At 61.8% G+C, this 21453-nt stretch carries 12 protein-coding genes, 1 other RNA gene and 1 pseudogene; 9 read left to right on the top strand and 5 right to left on the bottom strand.

Annotation, left to right across the window (positions count from 1 at the left end; translation table 11 throughout):
- Positions 1-13: 13 nt before the first annotated feature.
- Both OIL88_01305 and ffs read left to right on the top strand, forming a co-directional pair.
- A complete protein-coding gene (locus OIL88_01305) occupies positions 14-5449 on the top strand; it encodes a DUF5979 domain-containing protein (protein HJI71022.1) in 5436 nt (1811 codons plus the stop codon).
- 94 nt (positions 5450-5543) lie between these two features.
- Positions 5544-5639, top strand: an RNA gene (gene ffs / locus OIL88_01300) — signal recognition particle sRNA small type.
- A 403-nt stretch (positions 5640-6042) separates the two neighbouring features.
- Here the strand turns inward: ffs and OIL88_01295 are convergent.
- From OIL88_01295 to OIL88_01285, 3 genes are all read right to left on the bottom strand, one after another.
- Entirely contained in the window at positions 6043-7308 is a 1266-nt protein-coding gene (locus OIL88_01295; GenBank protein ID HJI71021.1) for a DUF4143 domain-containing protein, read from the bottom strand.
- 144 nt (positions 7309-7452) lie between these two features.
- On the bottom strand, positions 7453-7575 hold the full coding sequence (locus tag OIL88_01290) for a helix-turn-helix transcriptional regulator (protein ID HJI71020.1): 123 nt from the start codon (positions 7573-7575) through the stop codon (positions 7453-7455).
- Positions 7576-7616: 41 nt separating this feature from the next.
- Entirely contained in the window at positions 7617-7871 is a 255-nt protein-coding gene (locus tag OIL88_01285) for a hypothetical protein (protein ID HJI71019.1), read from the bottom strand.
- A 59-nt stretch (positions 7872-7930) separates the two neighbouring features.
- Here OIL88_01285 and OIL88_01280 point away from each other — a divergent pair.
- A pseudogene (locus OIL88_01280) lies at positions 7931-8215 on the top strand (ATP-binding protein).
- A 137-nt stretch (positions 8216-8352) separates the two neighbouring features.
- Here the strand turns inward: OIL88_01280 and OIL88_01275 are convergent.
- Positions 8353-9342 (bottom strand): LPXTG cell wall anchor domain-containing protein, encoded by a 990-nt coding sequence (locus tag OIL88_01275; protein HJI71018.1) that lies wholly within the window; start codon positions 9340-9342, stop codon positions 8353-8355.
- A gap of 176 nt (positions 9343-9518) precedes the next feature.
- Here OIL88_01275 and OIL88_01270 point away from each other — a divergent pair, with 176 nt between their 5' ends.
- The 5 genes from OIL88_01270 (at position 9519) to OIL88_01250 (ending at position 17592) form a co-directional block, all read left to right on the top strand.
- Complete coding sequence (locus tag OIL88_01270) at positions 9519-11390, top strand: ABC transporter ATP-binding protein/permease (protein ID HJI71017.1); 1872 nt, start codon at positions 9519-9521, stop codon at positions 11388-11390.
- Positions 11391-13250 carry an ABC transporter ATP-binding protein/permease gene (locus tag OIL88_01265; GenBank protein ID HJI71016.1) on the top strand — a complete coding sequence of 620 codons (1860 nt, stop codon included), beginning with the start codon at positions 11391-11393 and terminating at the stop codon, positions 13248-13250.
- 303 nt (positions 13251-13553) lie between these two features.
- Positions 13554-14846: an IS30 family transposase gene (locus OIL88_01260; GenBank protein HJI71015.1), complete on the top strand. Its 1293-nt coding sequence runs from the start codon at positions 13554-13556 to the stop codon at positions 14844-14846.
- Between the two features lie 547 nt (positions 14847-15393).
- Positions 15394-16587, top strand: a complete 1194-nt coding sequence (locus OIL88_01255; protein HJI71014.1) for an ATP-binding protein — start codon at positions 15394-15396, stop codon at positions 16585-16587.
- A 453-nt stretch (positions 16588-17040) separates the two neighbouring features.
- Positions 17041-17592: a flavodoxin family protein gene (locus OIL88_01250; GenBank protein HJI71013.1), complete on the top strand. Its 552-nt coding sequence runs from the start codon at positions 17041-17043 to the stop codon at positions 17590-17592.
- A 313-nt stretch (positions 17593-17905) separates the two neighbouring features.
- Here the strand turns inward: OIL88_01250 and OIL88_01245 are convergent, their stop codons facing one another.
- A complete protein-coding gene (locus OIL88_01245) occupies positions 17906-20206 on the bottom strand; it encodes a sulfatase-like hydrolase/transferase (GenBank protein HJI71012.1) in 2301 nt (766 codons plus the stop codon).
- 213 nt (positions 20207-20419) lie between these two features.
- Here OIL88_01245 and OIL88_01240 point away from each other — a divergent pair, with 213 nt between their 5' ends.
- Positions 20420-21295: a nitroreductase family protein gene (locus tag OIL88_01240; GenBank protein ID HJI71011.1), complete on the top strand. Its 876-nt coding sequence runs from the start codon at positions 20420-20422 to the stop codon at positions 21293-21295.
- Positions 21296-21453 lie beyond the last annotated feature (158 nt).

Here is a 21453-nt window from a genome sequence, read left to right as displayed (position 1 = left end):
GGGAGGTGTTCGGATGAAGTTGATAATCAAGGATACATACGACTCCACCTATTGGAAGGTAGAGATTGCGGTTAAGAAGCGCGATAACGGTTCGCTCTATACCGTGACCACGGTCAAGCACTATGACGCCAACGACGTTGAAGAGCCCCGCGATGCGAATACCTTTAGCTCCGAGAGCGGTACCGCCAAGGCCCAGGTGTCCTTTACCAACAGCTACATCGCGACCGGAACATTCGACGGTCTTGCTGCCGAGAAGGTAATGGACTCCGGCGACAAGATTGAGGCGGGTCAGTATACGTTTGACCTGTATGCCGAGAAGACCGATGGCTCGCTCGAAAAGATGGATGAGGGTAAGACCCAGGCGAGCGATAACGGTATCGCCACGGTCGACTTCGGCAAGGTTAACTTTAAGCTTGGCGGCGCTCTCGGCGGATCCCATGAGCTGACGATTGACCTTGCTGGCGCTGTGAAGGATGGTGTTGCCACCAAGCAACACAATGCCGACCACACCACTACCTACAGCTTTAACCTGGTGGCAAAAGAGCGCTTGGCCAACCTGCCCGAGGGCGTGCGTCCCGTGGACACGTCCGCGACGTGCCGCGTGCTGCTCGAGGTGACCGATAACAACAACGGCAAGCTTACGTCCAAGGTGACCTATCGCAATGGTACCGAGAACGGCAAGATCGTCTTCCACAACACACGCGATAAGGTCAAGACGATCGGCACGGTTGCGAAGCCCGATGTGGACATCGACGGGCAGTTGCTCTCCGTGGGCGACTCCTACGTCTACACCATTAACTGGGTCAACACCGAGGCCGATGCCAATGGCAACTTGGTTCCGGCCAACGTGACCGTGACCGACAAGCTTCCTGCCGGCGTTGTGTTCGAGGCCTTTGAGGGCGAGTGTGCCGATAAGGGCGCCGCGAGCGGACAGTCGCTTACTTGGGACCTGGGTAAGCAACCCGCGGGCAGCCACGGTTCGGTGCGCGTGCGCGTCAAGATTACCGAGGACGCCGTGGAGGATGCCCAGGGCGCTGTCGGCACCGTCAAAAACGCCGCCACTATTACGGTTGGCAACAAGAGCTATACCGGCACCACGACCAACTACGTGCCCAAGAAGTCCGAGAGCGACGCTCAGGATTCGAAGGGATCGGGCGTCAAGTTGGGCGATGAGCTCACCTATACCATCGGCTACAAGAACACCGAGAACAAGCCGGCCACGGTGACGATCTCCGATACTGTTCCCGCGGGGACCGAGTTCGTGGAGTTCGCGGGTGACCATAAGGATGTCGGCTCCAAGGACAGCGACGGCAACCTCACCTGGACGCTGACGGACGTTCCCGCCGGCAAGGAGGGCACGGTTCAGTTTAAGGTCCGCGTGACCGAGGACGCGTTTAAGAGCGGCGGCGCTTCGGGCGACATCTCCAACCAGGCGTCGGTGACGGTCGGCAACAACCCCGCCGTTAAGACCAACACCACCAGCGATGAGGTCTCTGACGGCCGCCTGACGCTGAGCAAGACGGTCACGGCCGCCGAGGGCATTACCGCGCCCAACAAGGCATTCACCTTTAAGGTGCTGCTCTACCAGGCCGATGGTGCAACGCCTCTGACCGGTAGCTTTGCGTATGCCGGCCGTCCCAGCGGTACCAACGGCACCTATGTAAGCGGACAGATCAAGAGCGGTGACACCATCGCGCTTAAGGCCGGTGGCTCCGTGACGGTTACCGTGCCCGTGGGCGCGCACTACGAGGTGCAGGAGCTCGACTCCAAGGGTAACCTCATGACGAGCGAGGACGGCTTTGCAGTTGCCGATAAGGCGAACACCCAGAAGGGCACCGTCGGACAGGCAACGCAGGTGGGCTTTACCAATGTCTATAGCGTGGAGTCCACGAAGGTGGAGAACGCCTTTAAGGTGCAAAAGAAGATCTCCGGACGCAATTGGACGACGTCGGATGCCTTTACCATGACGCTGTCTGCCGAGGGCGAGGCGCCCATGCCCAAGAATGCCAAGGACGGTGTGTCGACGATTGCGCTGAGCAAAGACGTTCAGGTCGGCAACTTCGGCACTATCGAGTACACCAAGCCCGGCACCTATACCTATGTGATTGCCGAGCAGGCGGGTGACGAGACGGCGCTCACCTTCTCAAAGGCAACCTATCGTGCCACCGTCACGGTGGCTGACGACGGTGCCGGTAAACTGTCTGCCAAGACTAAGATTGCGCAGCTGACCGACGATGCCGGCAGCGCTGTTGAACGCGCGGCCGAGGCGGCAGTCTTTACCAACACCGCTAAGACCGGCGCCCTCACTGTCAAGAAGACGGTCGTCGGCGGCGACAGCCAGCGCGAGTTCGGCTTCACGGTCACGCTGACCGACGGGGACGGCGAGCCCGTCTCTGGCACCTTCGGCGAGGGCGAGCACGCCGTGACGTTCACGGACGGCAGGGCGACCTTCACGCTCAAGCACGGCGAGGAGAAGACCATCACCGGCCTGCCCGTGGGCGCAAGCTACACCGTGACCGAGGATGCGGCCGACGGCTACACGACTGCTGTTAACGGGGCTGACGGCTCCAAGGCCGAAGGCGCCGTGACCGAGGACGGCGCGACCGTCGCGTTCACCAACACGTACGGAACGGCCACCGAGGGCAGGGACGTCTCCACCGCGGGGCTCTTCACCAAGACGCTCAAGGGCCGCGACTGGGCGGAGGGCGACAGCTTCCAGTTCACGCTCACGGGCGAGGACGACGCGCCCATGCCCGAGGGCTCCTCTGACGGCTCCAAGACCGTCAGCGTGACGGCCGCCGCCGGGACCAAGGCGGGCGATAGGGTCGCCTTCGACTTTGGCTCCATCCGCTACACGCTCGACGACCTCAAGGATGCCGGGTTCGCGGAGGTCGGCGGCAAGCGCGTGCGCGCCAAGACCTTCACCTACACGGTGAGCGAGGCCAGGCCCGATGACGGCTCTGCCATCGCCGGCGTGACCTACGACGGCCATGACGCCACGATGACGGTGACCGTGACCGACGACGGCTCCGGCAACCTCACGGCCTCGACGCCCGCGATCGCGCAGGCGAGCGGCGGCGACTTCGTCAACACCTACACGACCGGGCTCGACTACTCTGCCCGCGCGGGCGTGCGCCTGTCCAAGACGCTCTCCGGCCGCGCCATGGAGGCGGGGCAGTTCGCCTTCACCGTGACCGCCGACGACGAGACGGCCGCTAAGCTCGGCCTCAAGACCGGCAAGGACGCCTATGCCGTTGCCGCGGCAGGTGACGGTGCGGCCGACTTCATTGACCTCATCGGCGCCGCCGCAACGGGCGATGTGAAGTTCACCGATGCCGACGCGGGCAAGACCTACAGCTTCACCGTCACCGAGACCAAGCTCGGCGGCGACGGCTACGCCAACGACGCCGCGCCGCGCACGGTTACCGTCGCGCCCGCCTACGACGCCGCGACGGGCAAGCTCACGGTCACGACCACGGTCGTCAAGGACGGTGTCGAGGTCGCCCGCAGCGAGGTCTCGACGGCCGATGACGCCACGGCGCTGCCCGCGCCCGTGACGGTCGCGTTCCAGAACTCCTACGAGGCCACCGGCACGCTCGGCGGCGAGGGCGGCGCGGCAATCAACGCCACCAAGACGCTGACGGGTCGCGCCGCGGCGGCGGGCGAGTTCTCGTTCTCCGTCCGCGATGCGCATGGCAACGTGGTCGCGACCGCGTCCAACCGGGCCTCCGGCGACGGTGAGGCCGCGGAGCTCACATTCTCGCCCATCGCCTACACCACCGGCTCGCTCGAGCAGATGGTGGCGGACGGTACCGCCACCAGGGCCGACGATGGCTCCTGGACCATCCCCTATACCGTGTCCGAGGACACGGCGGCGCTGCCCGCCGGCGTGACGGCGACCGCCTCGAACTTCGACATCACCGTCAAGGTGACCGATAACGGCAAGGGCGGGCTGGACGTGGCCGTGGCCTACCCCGACGGCTCCGACGGTAAGCTGTCGTTCGTGAACGGCTACGGCACCAACGAGGCGACGGTCGACCTCGCGGGCACCAAGACGCTGGCGCTCAGCCAGGCCGGACTCGGCCTGACGCAGGCCGACATCGCGGGCAAGTACACCTTTAAGATTGAGCCGCTGGATGGCGCGCCCGCGCCGGTCGACGCCTCCGGCAAGACGGTGACCGAGGCGACCAACGACGCCGCCGGCAACGTCGAGCTGGGCAGCGTCACGTTCAAGCAGCCGAGCGACCTCGACGACGTCGCGATCGACGGCGATGGCATGCGCACCAAGACGTTCGCCTACCGGGTGAGCGAGTCCGGCTCGGTCGACGGCGTGGTCAATGACGCGGTGGCGTCCAGGACCTTCACGGTCAAGGTGGTCGAGGACACCAACGCGGGCACGCTCGTCGCGGGGGTCCTGCCTGCAGAGGGCACGCCCGAGGGCAAGGGCGCGTTCGAGTTCACCAACACCTACGGCGTGAACCCGACGCCGAGCTCCGTCACCGACCAGATCAAAGTGAGCAAGAAGCTCAAGGGCCGTGACCTGGTCGAGGGCGAGTTCGAGTTCCAGCTGGTCGAGATCGCCGCCGACGGCAGCGAGAGCGTCGCGGCGACGGGCAAGAACGCCACAGACGGCACGGTCGCGCTCAGCCCCGTCGCCTACACCGCGCCCGGCATGCACAGCTACGAGCTGCGCGAGGTCGCCGGCACGGCGGGCGGCGTGACGTACGACAAGGCGACGTACCGCGTGCGCACGACGGTCACCGATGCCGGTAACGGCACGCTCACCGTCAAGCACGAGCTGGCGGATGCCGAGGGCAATCCCACGGGCGACACCTCGGTGACCTTTACCAACGGCTACGAGGCCGCGCCCGTCACCCTCAAGCTGGGCGCCGCCAAGGTGCTCAAGGGCGCCGAGCTCAAGGCGGGCCAGTTTAGCTTTGAGCTCAAGAGCCGGGACGGCAAGGTCATGTCGACCGCCAAGAATGCCGCCGATGGCAGCGTCACGTTCGATGCGCTGACCTTCAAGCAGGCCGGCACCTACACCTTCACGGTGAGCGAGGTCGACGACGGCCAGGTGCACGTGACCTACGACAAGGCGGTGCACAAGATCGTCGTCACGGTGAGCGACGAGGCGGCAGACGGCACCAAGACGGGCTATCTGTCGGCGAGGATCTCCTACGAGGGCGACGCCAACCTGCCGCCGGTCTTCACCAACAGCTACGCCGAGGAGCCTGGCACCCCCGGCACCCCCGAGAACCCCGGCACGCCGGGTGGCGGCTCGGGCGGCGGTTCCGATAGCGGTTCCAGCGGCAGCTCCGGTGACGGCTCCAAGGGCGGTATGCCCGACACCGGCGACCGCAGCCTGCCGGCGGACGTGCTCGCGGTCATGGCCGGCATCGGCGCGCTGACCGCAGCGGGCGGCGCGGTCCTGTACCGCAAGCGCCGCTAGCGATGTGCACGAGTGGGGCGAATCCATCCGATGGGTTCGCCCCACTTGCCGTGGCGGGCGTGAGCAGGTAAGATATACCGAGCGCCTAGCGCGTTCGATGGGTTCGGATGACGACATGTTCCGAATCTGGTCAGGTCCGGAAGGAAGCAGCCATAAGGAGCCTCTGTCGGGCATCCGAATCCATCGAACGCACGGGCGCTTTTTTGTTACCGCGACATGGCCCGGCCGGCGGCGAGGCATTTGGTGTCTCGCTGGTCCTCGGCTGCGCCTGCGGGATCGCTCGACTACCAAATATCGTGCCGCCGGCCGGGCCAAATCGTCCAAAAATCACCCGTAAAGGCGCATTTATCTGAATAATTTAATCCCGTGCTTTGTGCTGCTTGCTGGCGTTGCCGGAAGCGCGGTGGCCACGTGGTTCATGAGACGGCGGTGCTGTCTCCTTTTTTGCAAGTAAAGAGGTCCGTTTGCGAACGAGCTTCGACTACTGAAAATGCGATGTTCGCACTAACGACATAGCGTAATTACGGCATTGTTGGTTTACGCACAAATTGAAGAAATCTAAAAGATGCGTCGATTTCACTTCGCCCGCAGCGTTACGGCGCGAGAACGTCCAATGGAACAACTTGGACGCCGCGGTCGGTAACATAGGCTTGTGAACCAAATCCAATAATCGCTACTTTAGAAACCGGCGGGGTGTTTCCGGCAGCAACCATCCGCTCTTCGACGGCAACAAGATTGTCAGATGCCTCTTCGATTTGAGCGGAACTGAGCTTGACCTCAACGGGAATCCACATCCCACCTGGAGCCGCTATGACAGCGTCGACCTCAAGATCGCGGGAATCGTGATAGTGATAAAGGCCCATTCCGTTTGCCCTCGCATAGACCCATAGATCATGGAGCGCCAACGATTCGAAAAGCAGCCCAAGTGTCTTGAAGTCTGACAACAACGTCTCCACAGTCGCCCCGAGCGCAGCCGCTGCAAGCGACGGGTCGGCAAGATGATGCTTACGCGCCTCCCTCAGATGCACCGGAGATCTCATCGCGGGATTCCATGCGGGGATATCGCAGACGAAACTCAATCTGCTAAGAAGGGATATGTATGATGCCGCTGTTTGTCTCGATACGTCGCCACCCAAATCGGCCACAAGCGTCTTGAGCGTCGCAAGAGTGGATTCGTTGCGCGCCAACGACGCGATGACGGCTTTCACTTTCTCAGGATCTCGTCGAGAGCCATCGACGCGGGGGATGTCTTCCTCAGCGACTATCTCGATATATCGTTTTGCCGTCGCGGACGCAATTCGCGCGTCACGCCCAATCGACGCCGGCCATCCACCGCAAACGATGCGCTCGGCGATCTCGGCAGAACCCATCGATCCGAAGGCGCCCCTGAACTTTTCGCCAGAAATGATGCCCGACAGCTTAACCGCACCGCTAGATTTCCCAAGTTCGAAAAGCGTCATGGTGTCCATGCGCAATTTAGCGAACCTTCCAGCGCCACTGTGCATCGGCCGCTCATTGTCTCGCGGTGTCGCCGACCCCGTAAATATGAACTGGCCAGGCTCGCCGCCGCGGTTGTCGCACTCAAACCGTGCCGCGTCCCAAAGTTTCGGAACCTCCTGCCATTCGTCGATCAGCCGCGGCACCTCGCCGGAAACGGCAAGCGCCGGGTCCGTCTCGGCACGGAAGCGATTCTCGAAGTTGCGCGACGGGTCCATGAGGAGGAGCCTGGACGCCGCACGGGTCCCGGCCGTGGTTGTCTTCCCGCACCATTTAGGTCCTTCGATGAGAACGGCACCGAATATCCCAAGCATCTGGTCGAGCTCATTTTCGATAATTCTAGCGTAGTACTTTTTTGGCATAGTTTTCACCATTGCTTACCAGCGCGTTTAACCAAATTTACAGTTTTCATTTAACCAGATTTCAATTATTTGATTAACCAGATTTGCATATTTCGGTTAACGAGACAGATTAAACATGAACGAGCCAAGTCAGATGAGAATCATCTACTCGACACCGCGCATGAGCTCCGAAATGGTGATGTGAAAGCCGTCGGCAATCTTCTTGAGATTTGAAAGGCTGACATTGCGCTGCCCGACCTCAATGCTCGCGTAGTAGGAGCGATCCATCTCAATCAAATTAGCGGACGGAGTGCCCGGGCTCGTTGCGCCTAGGGCGCGGCGGGGTCGGCGACGTCGGAGGTGTCGATCTCGCCAAGAATGGCGAGCCGGCTGATGAACGGGATGCCCTCGGGTGCGTCCACCTCGACGCCGCCGAGCACGATGGTGTTGTCACGCATGTCGATTTGGGTCGTGAACACGGCCTGATCGCGGCCCGAGGCGATAAAGCCGATGCCCGCGAGAACGATGCCCGCGGCAATAAGCCCGCCCGCCACGGCGAGGTAAATCTTCTTCGCGCTGGTCATGGTACTCACTCCTTTCTACGCCGCGAGATACGCGGCAGCAGCCCGGAGAGCGTCGCCCCCGCCGCGAACTCCTCATCTTGGACGAGCTGGGCTACGTGCCGCTGGACATCGAGGGCGCGAGGCTGCTGTTCCAGGTGATGTCGGTGCCGGAGGGCAGGCAGAGCATGATCGTCACGGCCAACATAGAGTTCAGCAAGTGGGTGACCGTGTTCGGCGACGACAAGATGGCGGCGGCTGTCGTGGACAGGCTCGTCTACACGGGCAGGCTCGTGGAGTTCAGCGGCGCAAGCTGCAGAATTGAATCCCGTGTTTTGTGCTGCTTGCTGGCGTTGCCTGGGCATTGATGGCTACGTAGTTCAAGAGACGTTGCTGCTGCTTGGATTTTGCAGTTAAAGAGGCCCGTTTCCCTGGTTTCGGTTGGGGAAACGGGCCTCTTTTGGGTTTGGGTTTGTGGATTGACGAAGGTGACGTTCGTCGGCGGCTATTTTGAGTTCTTGATGCGGCGGGTGGCTGTGGCGGTTATTCCGAGCCCCATGGCGGCGATTCCTGCTAGCGCGATTGCGCTTGGCGTTGTGTCGCCTGTGTTTGCGAGCTTGCTGGCGGTCGCATTCGCTTGCTTGACGTTGCTCGAGTTCGCCTGCTTGGCGGAGCTCGGCGGGGTGTCTTTGCCGGTCGCGGGTGAGCTGGCGGGCCGTGCCGTCTCGGCCGGTTGCGCCGAGCCGGAGGGAGGCGTCGTCTCGGTGGGTTTCGTTATCTCGGGCGAGGTGGCCTTGTCTGCCGTGGCTTTTGCCTCTTCGTATGCCTTGCGGGCGTCGTCATAGGTCGCCCGTGCCTTTTCCAAATCGTCGGTGAGCGCATTTCGCTTGGCTATGCTTTCGTCGACGCTGGCTTTGGCTTCCTCCGCCGCACTCTCGAAATACTGAACGTGTCCTTTCTGACTTTCGAGGCGGCTTCGGTAGTGGGCAAGCTCATATTCGCAAGAACGTTCTCGCGAATCTGCCATCATGATCTCCGAACGCAACTGTTGAGCAGTTGCGTAATCTCCGCTGTCGTATGCCTCTTTTAATTTTGCCTGAAGCTCGATTACCCGGTTGTGGGCCTCATCGTATTTGGCTTGGGCTGCCTCGACGTCCGCCTGCATGGCGGGAAGGGGTTCCCTCCGTTTGGCGGCTTCCGCCAACATCATGTCGCGGAGCTCTTGAGAAGCGGCAATGTCAGCATCGATTACCGCGATTTTCTCGGGACTCGCGGCCTCTTTTGCGGCTTCGAGGTTTTTGAGCGCTTCCTGCATGGCTGCATGCGCTTTTTCTTTTTCGGTGGCCGCGTCTTCCGTCTGCAAGGCGACTGCACCGATGGGGGAGCTGGTTTCTGCCGCGATCGCCGTTACGGGGGCGATTCCCGCGGCAAGTGCCGCGGAAAGGGCGATGCCCACAGTTGCTCGTCTTGCTCTTCTTGCGAGAATGTCGTTCATCTCGGCACCTCATTTCAAGGGTTGGCGACTTACTTGGTAGCACTAATGTAAGTATACCAAGCGATTGACCTGCTCTTGAATCTCGCCAGAAATAACGAGCTGTTTACTCGTCTTTTGGGGCGGCAGTACTATCATGATTCGAATTGAGTGTGAATGATGATAGGGAGCGCCTTTTTATGATTGAGTTGCTCAGGCGTTTTGGTGGTAAGTTTCGCCGGTATATGGTGATCGGCCCTGCGTGCAAGTTGATCGAAGTGATCTTTGACCTGCTGACGCCACTGGTGATTGCGCAGATGATCGACAAGGGCATCGGCGCGCACGACGTCAACGCCGTCGTCCACTACGGTATGCTGCTTGGCGCCATGGCCGTGATTGGCATTTCGTTTACGCTCGTTTGTCAAAAGATGGCGGCGCTCACCTCGCAGGGTATGGGTACCGACATTCGCGGCGCACTCTACGAACACATCAACAAACTGAGCTATGCCGAGCTCGACCGTTTTGGCACGCCGTCGCTCATCACGCGCATCACCAACGATGTCAATCAGGTGCAGCTCGCCGTGGCGCTGGGCGTGCGCATGCTTATCCGCTGGCCCTTCCTGGCGGTGGGCTCCATGGTCGCGGCTCTCGCTATCGACCTTAAGCTTGGCATCATCTTTTTGATCTGCACACCCGCCATCGGCCTGGTGTTTTGGTTTGTCATGGCGCGCTGCATCCCGTACTACAAACAGCTGCAGGCAAAGCTCGACCGCATCGCGCTTATCTGCCGCGAGGGCCTTTCGGGCGCCCGCGTGGTCCGTGCGTTTGTGCGCGAAGATCACGAGCGTGAGCGTTTTGCCCAGGCGGCCGATGACCAGGCGCATGTCGCCATCGCCGTGGGTAAGCTCTCGTCGATTCTCAACCCCGTCACGTTTTTGGTGATGAACCTGGGCGTGTGCGCCATCCTGTGGGTGGGCGGCATCCAGGTCAACGTGGGCGAGCTCACGCAGGGCCAGGTCATGGCGTTCGTCAACTACATGACGCAGACCCTGACCTCCATCGTGTATGTCGCCAACCTGGTCGTGGTCTTTACCAAGGCGAGCGCCAGTGCGTCGCGTCTCAACGAGGTACTCAATTGCGTGCCGAGCATTACCGACGAGGGCAACCAGACGGTTGCGCTGCCCGAGCCGAGCGCGATGGGCAGCGCTGTTCCGGTCCCCGCGCTGGGTTTGAGCCATGCGAGCTTCTCCTTTGGCGCGGGCGCGGCAAATGCCGTGAGCGATGTGACCTTGGAGCTGCCGGTGGGCAAAACCCTCGGCATTATCGGCGGCACGGGCAGCGGTAAGTCGACGCTCGTCTCGCTTATCCCGCGCCTGTACGACACGGGCGTCGGCAGCGTGAACATAATGGGTACCGACGTGCGCGCCTGGCCGCTCGATCAGCTGCGCCATGTGGTCGCGACCGTACCGCAACGCGCGTCGCTCGTGAGCGGCACAATCCGCAGCAACCTGACCTGGCGCGACGAGTCGGCAACCGATGAGGAACTGTGGGCGGCGCTCGATATAGCGCAGGCGAGCGAGTTCGTGCGCAACAAGCCGCAGGGGCTCGACGCCCCGGTCGAGGCGGGCGGCAAGAACTTCAGCGGCGGTCAGCGCCAGCGCCTGACCATTGCGCGTGCCTTGGTGGGTTCACCTCAGATATTGATCATGGATGACTCCGCCTCGGCGCTCGACTTTAAGACCGACGCGGCGCTGCGCCACGCCATCCGCGAGCGCAGCGTGCGCGGTGCCGCCGAGGGTGGGCTGCCGCTGACCACGGTGATCGTGAGCCAGCGCGTCTCGACCGTGCGCGATGCCGACATGATCTGTGTGCTCGACCACGGCTCGGTCGCGGGCCTGGGCACGCACGATGAGCTGTACGCAAGCTGCCAACTCTATCGCGAGATTTGCCAGTCGCAGCTTCGTCGCGAGGAGCTCGAGGGTCAGCAGGGGAGCGCGACGCCCGCGTCCGTCCCAAGTCCCGCGTCTGCCCCGGCTGCCCCGGCATCCGTCTGCGCAAAGGAGGGCTGCTAAATGAATCCGTATACTTCTTCCGGTTCGGTCGCCACGATGACGGCCAACGTGTCCGGCAACGATAACCTCAGCGACTTGGGTGACGGCCCGCGTCAGCCCGGCGACCCCGAGCGCTACCCCGTGGGCGCGGCAACTCGCCGCCTGCTGGGCTACGTCCGTCCGCATCGCATTTCATTTACGGCATCGTTTGTGAGCGCCGCCATCTCGGTGATCTTGCAGCTCTACACACCTATTCTCATCGGCGAGGGCATCGACCTCATCGTTGCCGCCGGGCATGTGGACTTCGATGCGCTGCTGCCGCTTGTCACCAAGCTCGCGATTGTCGTCGTAGGTGCTGCGGCCTTCCAGTGGCTGCAGGGCTACTGCGTTAACCGTCTGTCCTACGAGACGGTGCGCGACATGCGCGTGGAGGCGAGCGACAAGCTCAGTCGCATGCCGCTCAGCTTTATCGACGGCCATGCCCACGGCGACCTCATGAGCCGCGTGGTCAACGACGTCGACCAGGTGGGCGACGGCCTGCTGCAGGGCTTTACGCAGCTCTTTACCGGCGTCATCACCATCGTGGGCACGCTCGCGTTTATGCTCTCCATCAACCTGACCATGACGCTCGTGGTGGTGCTCGTCACGCCGCTTTCCATTTTTGCAGCCGGTGCCATCGCCAAGCTTTCCAATAAGAGCTTCACTGCTCAACAACGCATCCAGGGCCAACTCGGCGCTCATATCGAGGAGTATGTGGGTGAGCAAAAGCTCGTGGACGCCTTCGCCTACGGCCCGCACGCTCAACAGCGCTTTGATGTTCTCAACGCCGATCTCTATACGGCGGGCGAGCGCGCGCAGTTTATGGGTTCGCTTTCTAACCCCGGTACGCGCTTCATCAATAACATCATCTATGCCATGGTCGCCGTAATCGGCTGCGCGGGCGTGATCACGGGCGTGCCTGCGGCGCTCACGGTGGGCGGCGTGCAGATTTTCCTGTCCTACGCCAACCAGTACACTAAACCGTTCAACGAGGTCACGAACGTCATCACGCAGATCCAGACCGCGTACGCCTCGGCGCGCCGCATGTTCGCGCTGCTCGATGCGCGCGAGCAAGAGCCCGATGCCGTGGATGCCATTGAACTCGCCGCCCCGAAGGGCGAGGTTTCGTTTGAGCATGTGGACTTTAGCTATGTGCCCGAACGCAAGCTGCTGCAGGATATCTGCATCGATGCCAAGCCCGGTATGCGCTATGCCCTCGTCGGCCCCACGGGCTGTGGCAAGACGACGCTCATCAACCTGCTGCTGCGCTTTTACGATATCGATGCTGGGCGCATCGCGGTCGATGGTCGCTCCTCGCGTGACTACACGCGTGCGAGCCTGCGCCGCGCCTTTGGCATGGTGCTGCAGGACACCTGGCTGTTCGAGGGCACGGTGGCCCAGAACATTGCTTATGGCTGCCCAGATGCCACACGCGAGCAAGTCATCGAGGCGGCCAAGCGCGCGCATGCGCACAAGTTTATCGTGCAGCTGCCGCAGGGCTACGACACGGTGATCGGCGAGGACGGCGGCACGTTCAGCCAGGGTCAAAAGCAGCTGCTGTGCATTGCGCGCGTTATGCTCACCGACCCGGCGATCCTGCTGCTGGACGAGGCCACCTCGAGCATTGATACCCGCACCGAGCTGCAGGTGCAGGCGGCATTCGACGAGCTCATGGCCGGCCGCACGAGCTTTGTCGTGGCGCATCGCCTGTCGACGATCCGAAACGCCGACTGCATCCTGGTCATGCGAGACGGCGAGATTATCGAGCGCGGCACGCACGACGAACTGCTGGCGGCAGGCGGCTTCTACGCCGAACTCTACCGCAGCCAGTTTGCCCAATAAGCACGGTCATGGGACAAATTAATCAGAAGTGTTTGTCCCAAGATTATGCATTCTATCTGCGGCGTGGTGACGATTGACGAAATAATGTGGTGACGATTGATCTCGATTGGGGGAGCTGGGAAACTTAACTGTTTCAAAGCGTATACCTTTTGAGACGTCGTGGCCTTGAATATGAACAAAAAGATCCTTGATTATCGACTTCATCCGAACACCTCCCACATTCATCCGTACATGTACGGATGAATGTGGGAACCCGATACCCTGAGGGCCGGACCGGCCGGCCCCGGGAGATCGGAGGACGGCATGTCCAGAAAGAGGAAGAAGGGTTCCGCGAAAGCGGCCCCGAGGGCCTACGGAAGGCTCACGAGGCACGAGCGGGACACGGTCCAGAGGATGCTGGAGCGCAGGGCCTCGTGCAGGGAGATCGCGAGGGAGCTGGGCAGGTCGCCCTCGACGGTGAGCGCCGAGGTGGCGTCGCACAGGTTCGTGACGGCGCCGAAGCCCAGGCGCGGCGAGCGCGTGGGCGCCGACACCGACCTGTCGTCGGCCTGCCCGCGCCTGGCGGCGTGGCCGCGCTGCTGCAACGGGTGCGGCCGCTACCGCGCGATGGGCTGCAAGCGCCGCCCGCACGTCTTCTACGAGGCCCGCGCCGCGCAGCTGTGCGCCGACTCGGTGCTCGTCTCGTCCAGGCGCGGGATCGATGCCGACGAGCCGGCCGCGGCGGCCAGGCTGGAGGCCATAAGGGGCTGCCTGCGCCGGGGGCTGTCCCCCGAGCAGATGGCGGCGTGCAACGGCGGGCCGGTGGACCTGTCGCCGTCGACCATCTACCGCTGGGTCGCGGCGGGCTACGACGGCATGACCAACATGGAGCTCAGGCGCAAGGTCGGCTACAGGCCGAGGAGGCGCGCCGCCGGCCGGGCGGCCACGCGCCACTCCGCCCGCAGGTCGCACGCCGCGTTCCTCGCCCTCGGGGAGGACGCGTGCGCCGCGGCCTGGGAGATGGACACCGTCGAGGGCGCCAGGGAGGACTCGGCCTGCCTGCTCACGCTGCTCCACCGCCCCAGCAGGCTCCAGCTGGCGCTCCTGCTCGGGGAGAAGACCTCCGGGTGCGTCGCGGCCGCCCTGGAGGGCGTCCGGGCGGTCCTCGGCGCAGGCGGGACGCGCCGCGTGTTCCGCGCCGTGCTCACCGACAACGGCGCCGAGTTCTCCGACGAGGGCGCGATCGCCGCGCTCCTCGGCGAGGGGCCCGGCGAGACGAGGCTGTTCTACTGCGACCCGCGCCGCAGCGACCAGAAGGGCGCCTGCGAGCGCAACCACGTCGAGATCAGGAAGCTGCTGCCCAAGGGCGCCGGGCTCAGGTTCGACCGGCTATCCCCGGCCGACATGGCGCTCGCCATGTCGCACGTGAACTCCGAGCCCCGCGGCGCGCTCGGCTTCTCGACGCCCGCGCGCGCCTTCAGGGCGATGCTCGGGGACGATGCGGCGGCGCTGCTTGACGCCTACGGCGTGGAGGATGTGCCTCTGGCCGAGCTCGACCTGACGCCGGGACTCATCGAGAGGGCGCGCGCAGAGAGGGGCGATGCCCCGCTGGCCTAGCCTGAAGGCAAAACGGAATAGACTGACCGACCGTCCGGCTGAGTCTGGGAAGAGGTGCCGGGCGGAGGGCGGAGCATGGCCACCGGACCCATCGAAACACATCTCCACCGTTCCTTCAACTGGGAAAACGGCGCCCCCGGGGCCCGGATGGGGCCTCGGGGGCGTTCGGCTAGCTGCGGGAACGGCCTGTCCGCCTAATGTGTTCGGCTGAGATCGGAAATCAACCTGAACAAAAAGATGCGTATCAGTTCTCGATTTGTCGCGAATCTCCGCGAAAGCTTGCGAACCATCGCGAAATCCTGTGGCCCATTCGCGATGGTTCGATGATGGGACCGGCTATACCGGTTTTTCGATATGGCTATGGCAGTTTTTATATATCGAGTGAGCACGAAGGGCCAGAAACTCGACTCGCGGAGGGGGCGGCGGCAACCCGCTGGTGAAGGGAGTTAAGTTGGCGGGTTCGACCTCCCGGTTCTAAAAATACTCAGTATACTGAGTGATTTTACTCAGTATACTGAGTATTTAAGAAACAAGGAGGTAGATTGACATGTTTGAGCGCCATCAAGTTGCCGTGATAGCCCAGAGGATGCGGGAAACGAATAATCCGTTGATGCAATTTATAATCGGGCCCCGCCAAACGGGAAAGTCGACCATGTTCGTGCAGGCGTTGCACCATGCAGACATGCCCTGTCACGTGGCCAATGCGGACGATGTTGTGAATCCCGATGCCAGCTGGCTGCAAATCGAGTGGCAACAGGCAAGAAACCTCACGTCTGGAGGTAAGGTCCCGGCCGTTTTCGTTGTTGATGAGATTCAAAAGGTGCAGAGTTGGTCCACGGTCGTCAAAGGATTGTACGACCGGGATCGCCGGGAGGGGACGCCGCTCAAGGTCATTTTGACCGGATCGTCGTCGCTGCTGCTGCATAAGGGCTTGGAAGAATCCCTTATGGGCCGTTACGAGCTCATTCGGTCGCCGCATTGGTCCTATCGCGAGTGCAGCGAGGCCTTTGGCTTTTCTTTTGAAGACTATCTCTATCACGGTGGATATCCGGGTGCGGCGCCGCTGGTTTCCGATGACGCCCGTTGGCGAAACTATATCCGAGATGCGATCGTCGAGCCGGCGATCTCGCGCGATGTTCTCTCGTTGGAGAATATCCGCAAACCGGCGCTGATGCGCGCGCTCTTTTGGCTCGCGGCAAGCTATTCGGGGCAGGAGCTTTCGTATTCAAAAATGGTAGGCCAGCTGCAGGATGCCGGTAACACGGTCACGGTCGCCGGGTATTTGGACCTGCTGGGCAAGGCCGGTTTGGTTACGGCGATTCCCAAGTTCAGTGACAAGGAGCTCGCAAAGCGCCGAAGCACCCCGCGGCTCATGGTTTATAACACGGCGTTTATGACGGCGCTCGGCGATAAGGGCCGAGCAGAATGGCTGGAGGATTCGGCGCGGCGGGGTCATTTGGTGGAATCGGCAGTGGGTGCACGACTGCTTGCGCGCGCGCCGGAAGAGGGTTTTGAGGTCATGTGGTGGCGTGAAGGCGTCAAAGAGGTCGACTTTGTGCTGCGAAGGGATGATGCGCTGAGCGCCATCGAGGTCAAAAGCGGTGGAGAGTCCGGCCAGAGTGGCATGTCGACGCTCCTAAAAAAATATCCGCGAGCCAAGCGGATCGTCGTGGGAGGGGCGGCGGCCGGGGCGTGCACCGTGGAGGATTTTCTGCTCGATAAGGTGCCGCTGTTTAACTAGCCTGAGCAAATTGAGAAAATACTCAGTATAGTGAGTGAAATTACTCAGTGTACTGAGTATTTTGACTTGGGCGTTGGATGGGTGCTCGGCCGCCGCGTGCGATGGTGAAAACCGGGCCAGGCCTTACCAGCGGATATGCATGCAGGAGGGGCTTCCAATTTTCATGTCCCGCTCATATCGTCTGTCAGAAACCTGACGAATGACCTGTCCCCCTGTCATGCCCTTGTCACAAAATCTATTAACGGGACCGTCAAATTTCCTCCTGCATTTTCTGACGGTACCGCGGTTCCCGCATGAATTTTGGGGCTTGCGCTGCGGGCGTATTTGCCTATTGATGTCAGCTGTGCCGTCAATCAGCAGAAGTTGGTTTACATCTGTGGTTTTAGTACTAAGATATGCTTCTAATAAATTGCATTAGTGGCTTTGGTTTTGGGGAAACGAGGCAACGTGACTATGACGTGCTCTTTGGTGGTTAACAGCAAGAGCGGTAATACCAGGATGGTTTCGGGCGCGATCAAGCGCGCTCTGCAGGCTGCGGGCGTTGAGTTTGTCCATGCCGCGGCGTTGAGCGACGATGCGGATGCCGAGCAGGTAGCGCTCGAGGCGCAGGGTGCCTGCGCGGCCGACACGGTGCTCGTCGGTTTTTGGTGCGACAAGGGCGCGTGCACGCCTTCGGTCGCGGCGCTGCTCTCCGCCCTGCACGGCAAGCGCGTTTTCCTCTTTGGTACCTGCGGCTTTGGTGCCGATCAGAGCTATTATCAGCAGATTATCGATCGCGTGACCTCCAATTTGGCTGATGACGCTGAGCTTGCGGGCTGGGCAATGTGCCAGGGCAAGATGGGTCCCGCGGTCAAGCAGCGCTACGAGGCCATGCTCGAGCAAGATCCCGACAATGCCCGCTTTAAGATGCTGCTCGACAACTGGGTTGCCGCAAAGGATCACCCCACCAAGGAAGATCTGGACAACATGGCTGCAGCCGCCAAAAAGGCCGTTTTGGGCGAGTAGCTTCGCCGTTCGCGGTCCTTCGTGCAAAACAATACAAATGTGAAAGCCTCGAAGTTCTCGAGGCTTTTTTCTTGACACTTGTGGACGCAACCGTGGCAAGCGTCTGGGGCGACATTTTCCATCGCCCCTATGACAAGCTGCGCTCCAACAACAGGGCGTCTGTCCAGGCGGAGGCATATAAGGTTCATCACGAGTTCCGCACGCAAAGGAGGCCACTTAATGTGGCCTCCGTCTTGCGCAGGACTGTCCGAGCAGGGAACCTTATATGCCTCCGCCTGGACAGACGTTTCAGTTGTGGCTCAGCAGCTAGCAGCTACTTAATCTTGGTCGTACCCGGTGCCAGGTTGGGGTCGGTCTCGTTGGCCTCGGTCTGGAAGTGCTCCGTATAGACGTTCTTGCCGTCGCGGAACATCTCGTAGTACTGCATCTTGGCGTAATCCTCGCGCGCCTTGGTGGCGGCTGCTGCGGCGGCGTCGTCACCGGTGACGTTGGAGGAGAGCGCCCAGCGCAGGCTGGCGTCCTCGTAGCCCACGGAGTTGATGGCGGGCAGCGACTCGCGCAGCGTCATGTGCGCCTTCTGGTAGTCGGTCAGCGGTGCGCCGATCAGCTGCATCAGCTGGGTGGACAGGTAGTTGGTGGACAGGTCGTCGACCTCGCTCGTCTGGTTGCAACCGGCAACGTCGTAGTTGGCCCAAATGATGTAGTCGGTCTGCCACAGACGTTCCTGGTGCGTGGCATCGTCCTCGCCGGTAAACCACTTGTCGTTGAACTTGGACGGGAAGAACGGCTGGTGGTCGCCCCAGAACACCACGACCACCTTACGGTCGAGCTTGCTCAAGGCGTTGAGGAAGTAGCGCAGCGCCTGGTCGGACTGCTCGATGCACGAGACATACTCGTCGACATCGGAGAGCGTGCCGTCCTCGACGGTCTTGGCGTCCAGGTCGGTCGTGTCGATATTCAGATGCATCTGCTTATCGACCGGCAGCAGGCCCGTGTCGTAGCCCGAGTGGTTCTGCATGGTCACGTCGAAGATAAACTGAGGATCGGCGTTCTGGTCGAGCAGCTCAAGAATCTTGTCGTAGGTAGCCTGGTCGGTCACCATCCCGCGCAGGGTATCGGCGCCCTGGAAATCGTTGATGGACAGGAACTGGTCAAAGCCAAAGTCCTTATAGACGTTTTCGCGGTTCCAGTTGGTGGCGTGGTTGGGGTGCATGGCCGTGGTGGAATATCCGAGCGACTTGAACTGCTCTGCCAGGTTCCCGGTCGTCTCCATATTGTAGATGGTGTAGGGGTACACGCCCGAGCCCAGGTTGGCCATGGAGTTGCCGGTCATAAACTCAAACTCGGTATTGGCGGTACCGCCGCCGTAGGCGCTCACATAGAGCTTGCCGCGGCTAAGGCAGTTGGACAGGTTCTTAAAGTACTGCGGGCCCTCGTAGCCGGCGCGCATGTTCTGGTAGATGGATAGGTCCGAGAAGGTCTCGTTCATGATGGCGATGACCGTGGGCTTCTCGCTGTCGAACTGCTCCTTTGCGGCGGCGCGCTCGTCGCTCTTGGCCGCGTCGGACTTGTCGTAGGCCTTGGCGTACTTTTTGAGCGTGGCCTTGGCATCGTCGACGGAGTAGTCGGCGGGTTTGGGCGGCTTGATGGACTGCGCCGCACTAATGAAAGCGGGCAGGTAGCCCTCGCGCCAGTAGCTCTCGAGCGGGCGCCAGGTGTAGACGGTGATGCCGAGGGTGTTGTAGTAGTCGATAAGCGTGACGTGCGCGGTCACGCCGCCCAGGCACAGCACCGCTACGAGCAGGTTGGTGAGCAGCATGCGCTTGGCGTTGGCGGCGCCCTTCTGGCGATGCGGTGCGACCAGGCCGGCGTACTCGCACAGCAGCATGGCGATGGCGGTAAAGCCCATGGACAGCACGCAGAACAGCGAGATGGAGAAGGTGTAGCCGGTGCCGGCGACCGCGGCGGCAGTGGAGATGGCCGAAAGGTCACCCGGCTGGATGGGCATGGATTTAAACGTGATGACGAAGAACTCGGCAATGCCCAGGACAAAGAGGGCAAAGGCCAGGACCGCGGGAGCTGCACCGTGGCGCTGGAACAGGAAGAACAGGCCGACCATGAGCGTGGTGATGATGGCCCACTCGAGCAGGATGCACAGGGGGTAGACCCAGGTAAAGTCGTGGTTGGACGAGACCTCCATGCCCAGCAGCGCAAAGACGCCGGCGAGCAGCAGGCACAGGACGGCGGCGACGAGCGGTTTGCCCACAAAGGCGCCGCGCAGGCGGGCGAGCTTGCCGGTGGGGGCGGGGGCGTCGGGCCCGGCGAACGCAAAGACGCGCGGGGCGATGCGATCGCGGGCGATGCTGGCCCAGGCGCAGCCGGTGAGGATGGCGTTGGTCAGGATGAGCATCACAAAGGCGAGCGGCTCGTTTTGGGCGACGAGGCCCACGGCGCCCCAAATGGTCAAAAAGAGCTGGAACAGACCGAAGGCGACGCTCCAGGCGAAGGCGCCCTTGGTGACGGTGCCCGACTGTGCGCGAATGGCCTTTGCCTCGCGCAAGACAAGGTAGACGGTCGCCGCAAGACCGACGAGCGAGATGGCGGCAGCGAACATGCTGAGACTCCTCACAAACTAAAACCTACGAAAGCGGGGGTTTACCCGATTGTTACCTAAATATGCGCTGCATTTGCGGGCTGCGCACAACAACCAGCCATATTAACGCGCATGTGTGGCGGTGCGGCGCAATGTGGTGGCGACCTGCGCGATAATGGACGGGAATTACATGGAAACGTAAAGGCTTCTTAAAGAAATGGCGAGGGTAGGGCGATGAGCGAGCAGGTTTGTATGACGGGTGCCGGGCACTGCGGCGGAGCTGCGGGCGTGGATGCGAACGGTTATCCGGTCGAGACTACGGGTAACGCGGTGCTGGACATCTTGGAGCACCGCTCGTCCACGCGTGCCTTCGCGCGTGATGACGACGACCGCCCCGTGGCGGTGACCGACGAGCAGCGTGCGGCGATTCTGCATGCGGCGAGTCGCGCACCGTCGGCGGGCGCCATGATGATGTATTCCATCGTGAGTATTCGCGAGCAGGCTACGCTGGACCGTCTGGCCGACCTGTGCGACCACCAGCCCATGATCGCCAAGGCGCCCTGGGCACTTATATTTGTGGTCGATTATGCCAAGTGGATCGATCTGTTTGAGCACGTGGGCTGCTTTGAGCCCGAGTTCGTCGAGCGCACGGGCAAGGCGCCCCGCCGTGCGCCGGGTTTGGGCGACTTTGCCATCGCGGCCCAGGACGCCGTGATCGCCGCGCAAAACGCCGTGGTTGCCGCCGAGGCCCTGGGGCTGGGGAGCTGCTATATCGGTGATATCGTCGAGAATGCCGAGGAAGTTGCCGAGCTGCTCGATCTGCCGCCCTATACCATGCCGCTGTCGATGCTCATCATCGGCACGCCCCGTAAGGAGCGTCCGGCCATTGCGCATCCCGTGGTGAACCTGGTGCACGAGGAGCGCTACTGCCGCGCCGATGCTGCGACTATGGACGCGCAGGTGGCCGAGATGGACGCGATGTTCCGTCCGCATGCCCGCGAGGTGGGGGAGCGCGTCGTGGATATCTACACCCGCAAGCACACGAGTCCCTTTATGGCCGAGATGAGCCGTTCCATGGAGTGGTGGTTCAAAAACTGGCTCGGCAAGTAGCCAATGCGACAAAGGGACAGTCCCTTTGTCACATTCCATATCGCCGCGGTAGCCTAAAGACTGTATAAATCTTTATCTAGCTGGGAAAACAGTGCATTCAAACATGGGCCGATTGCCTATAATCCCTTCGAACATTAAAGTTGGGAGGAAACCGGCTT

Source organism: Coriobacteriaceae bacterium, assembly GCA_025992855.1.
Lineage (GTDB): Bacteria > Actinomycetota > Coriobacteriia > Coriobacteriales > Coriobacteriaceae > Collinsella.
The sequence above is the reverse complement of the archived record's forward strand: the minus strand, read 5'-3'. Positions and strand labels throughout refer to the sequence as shown.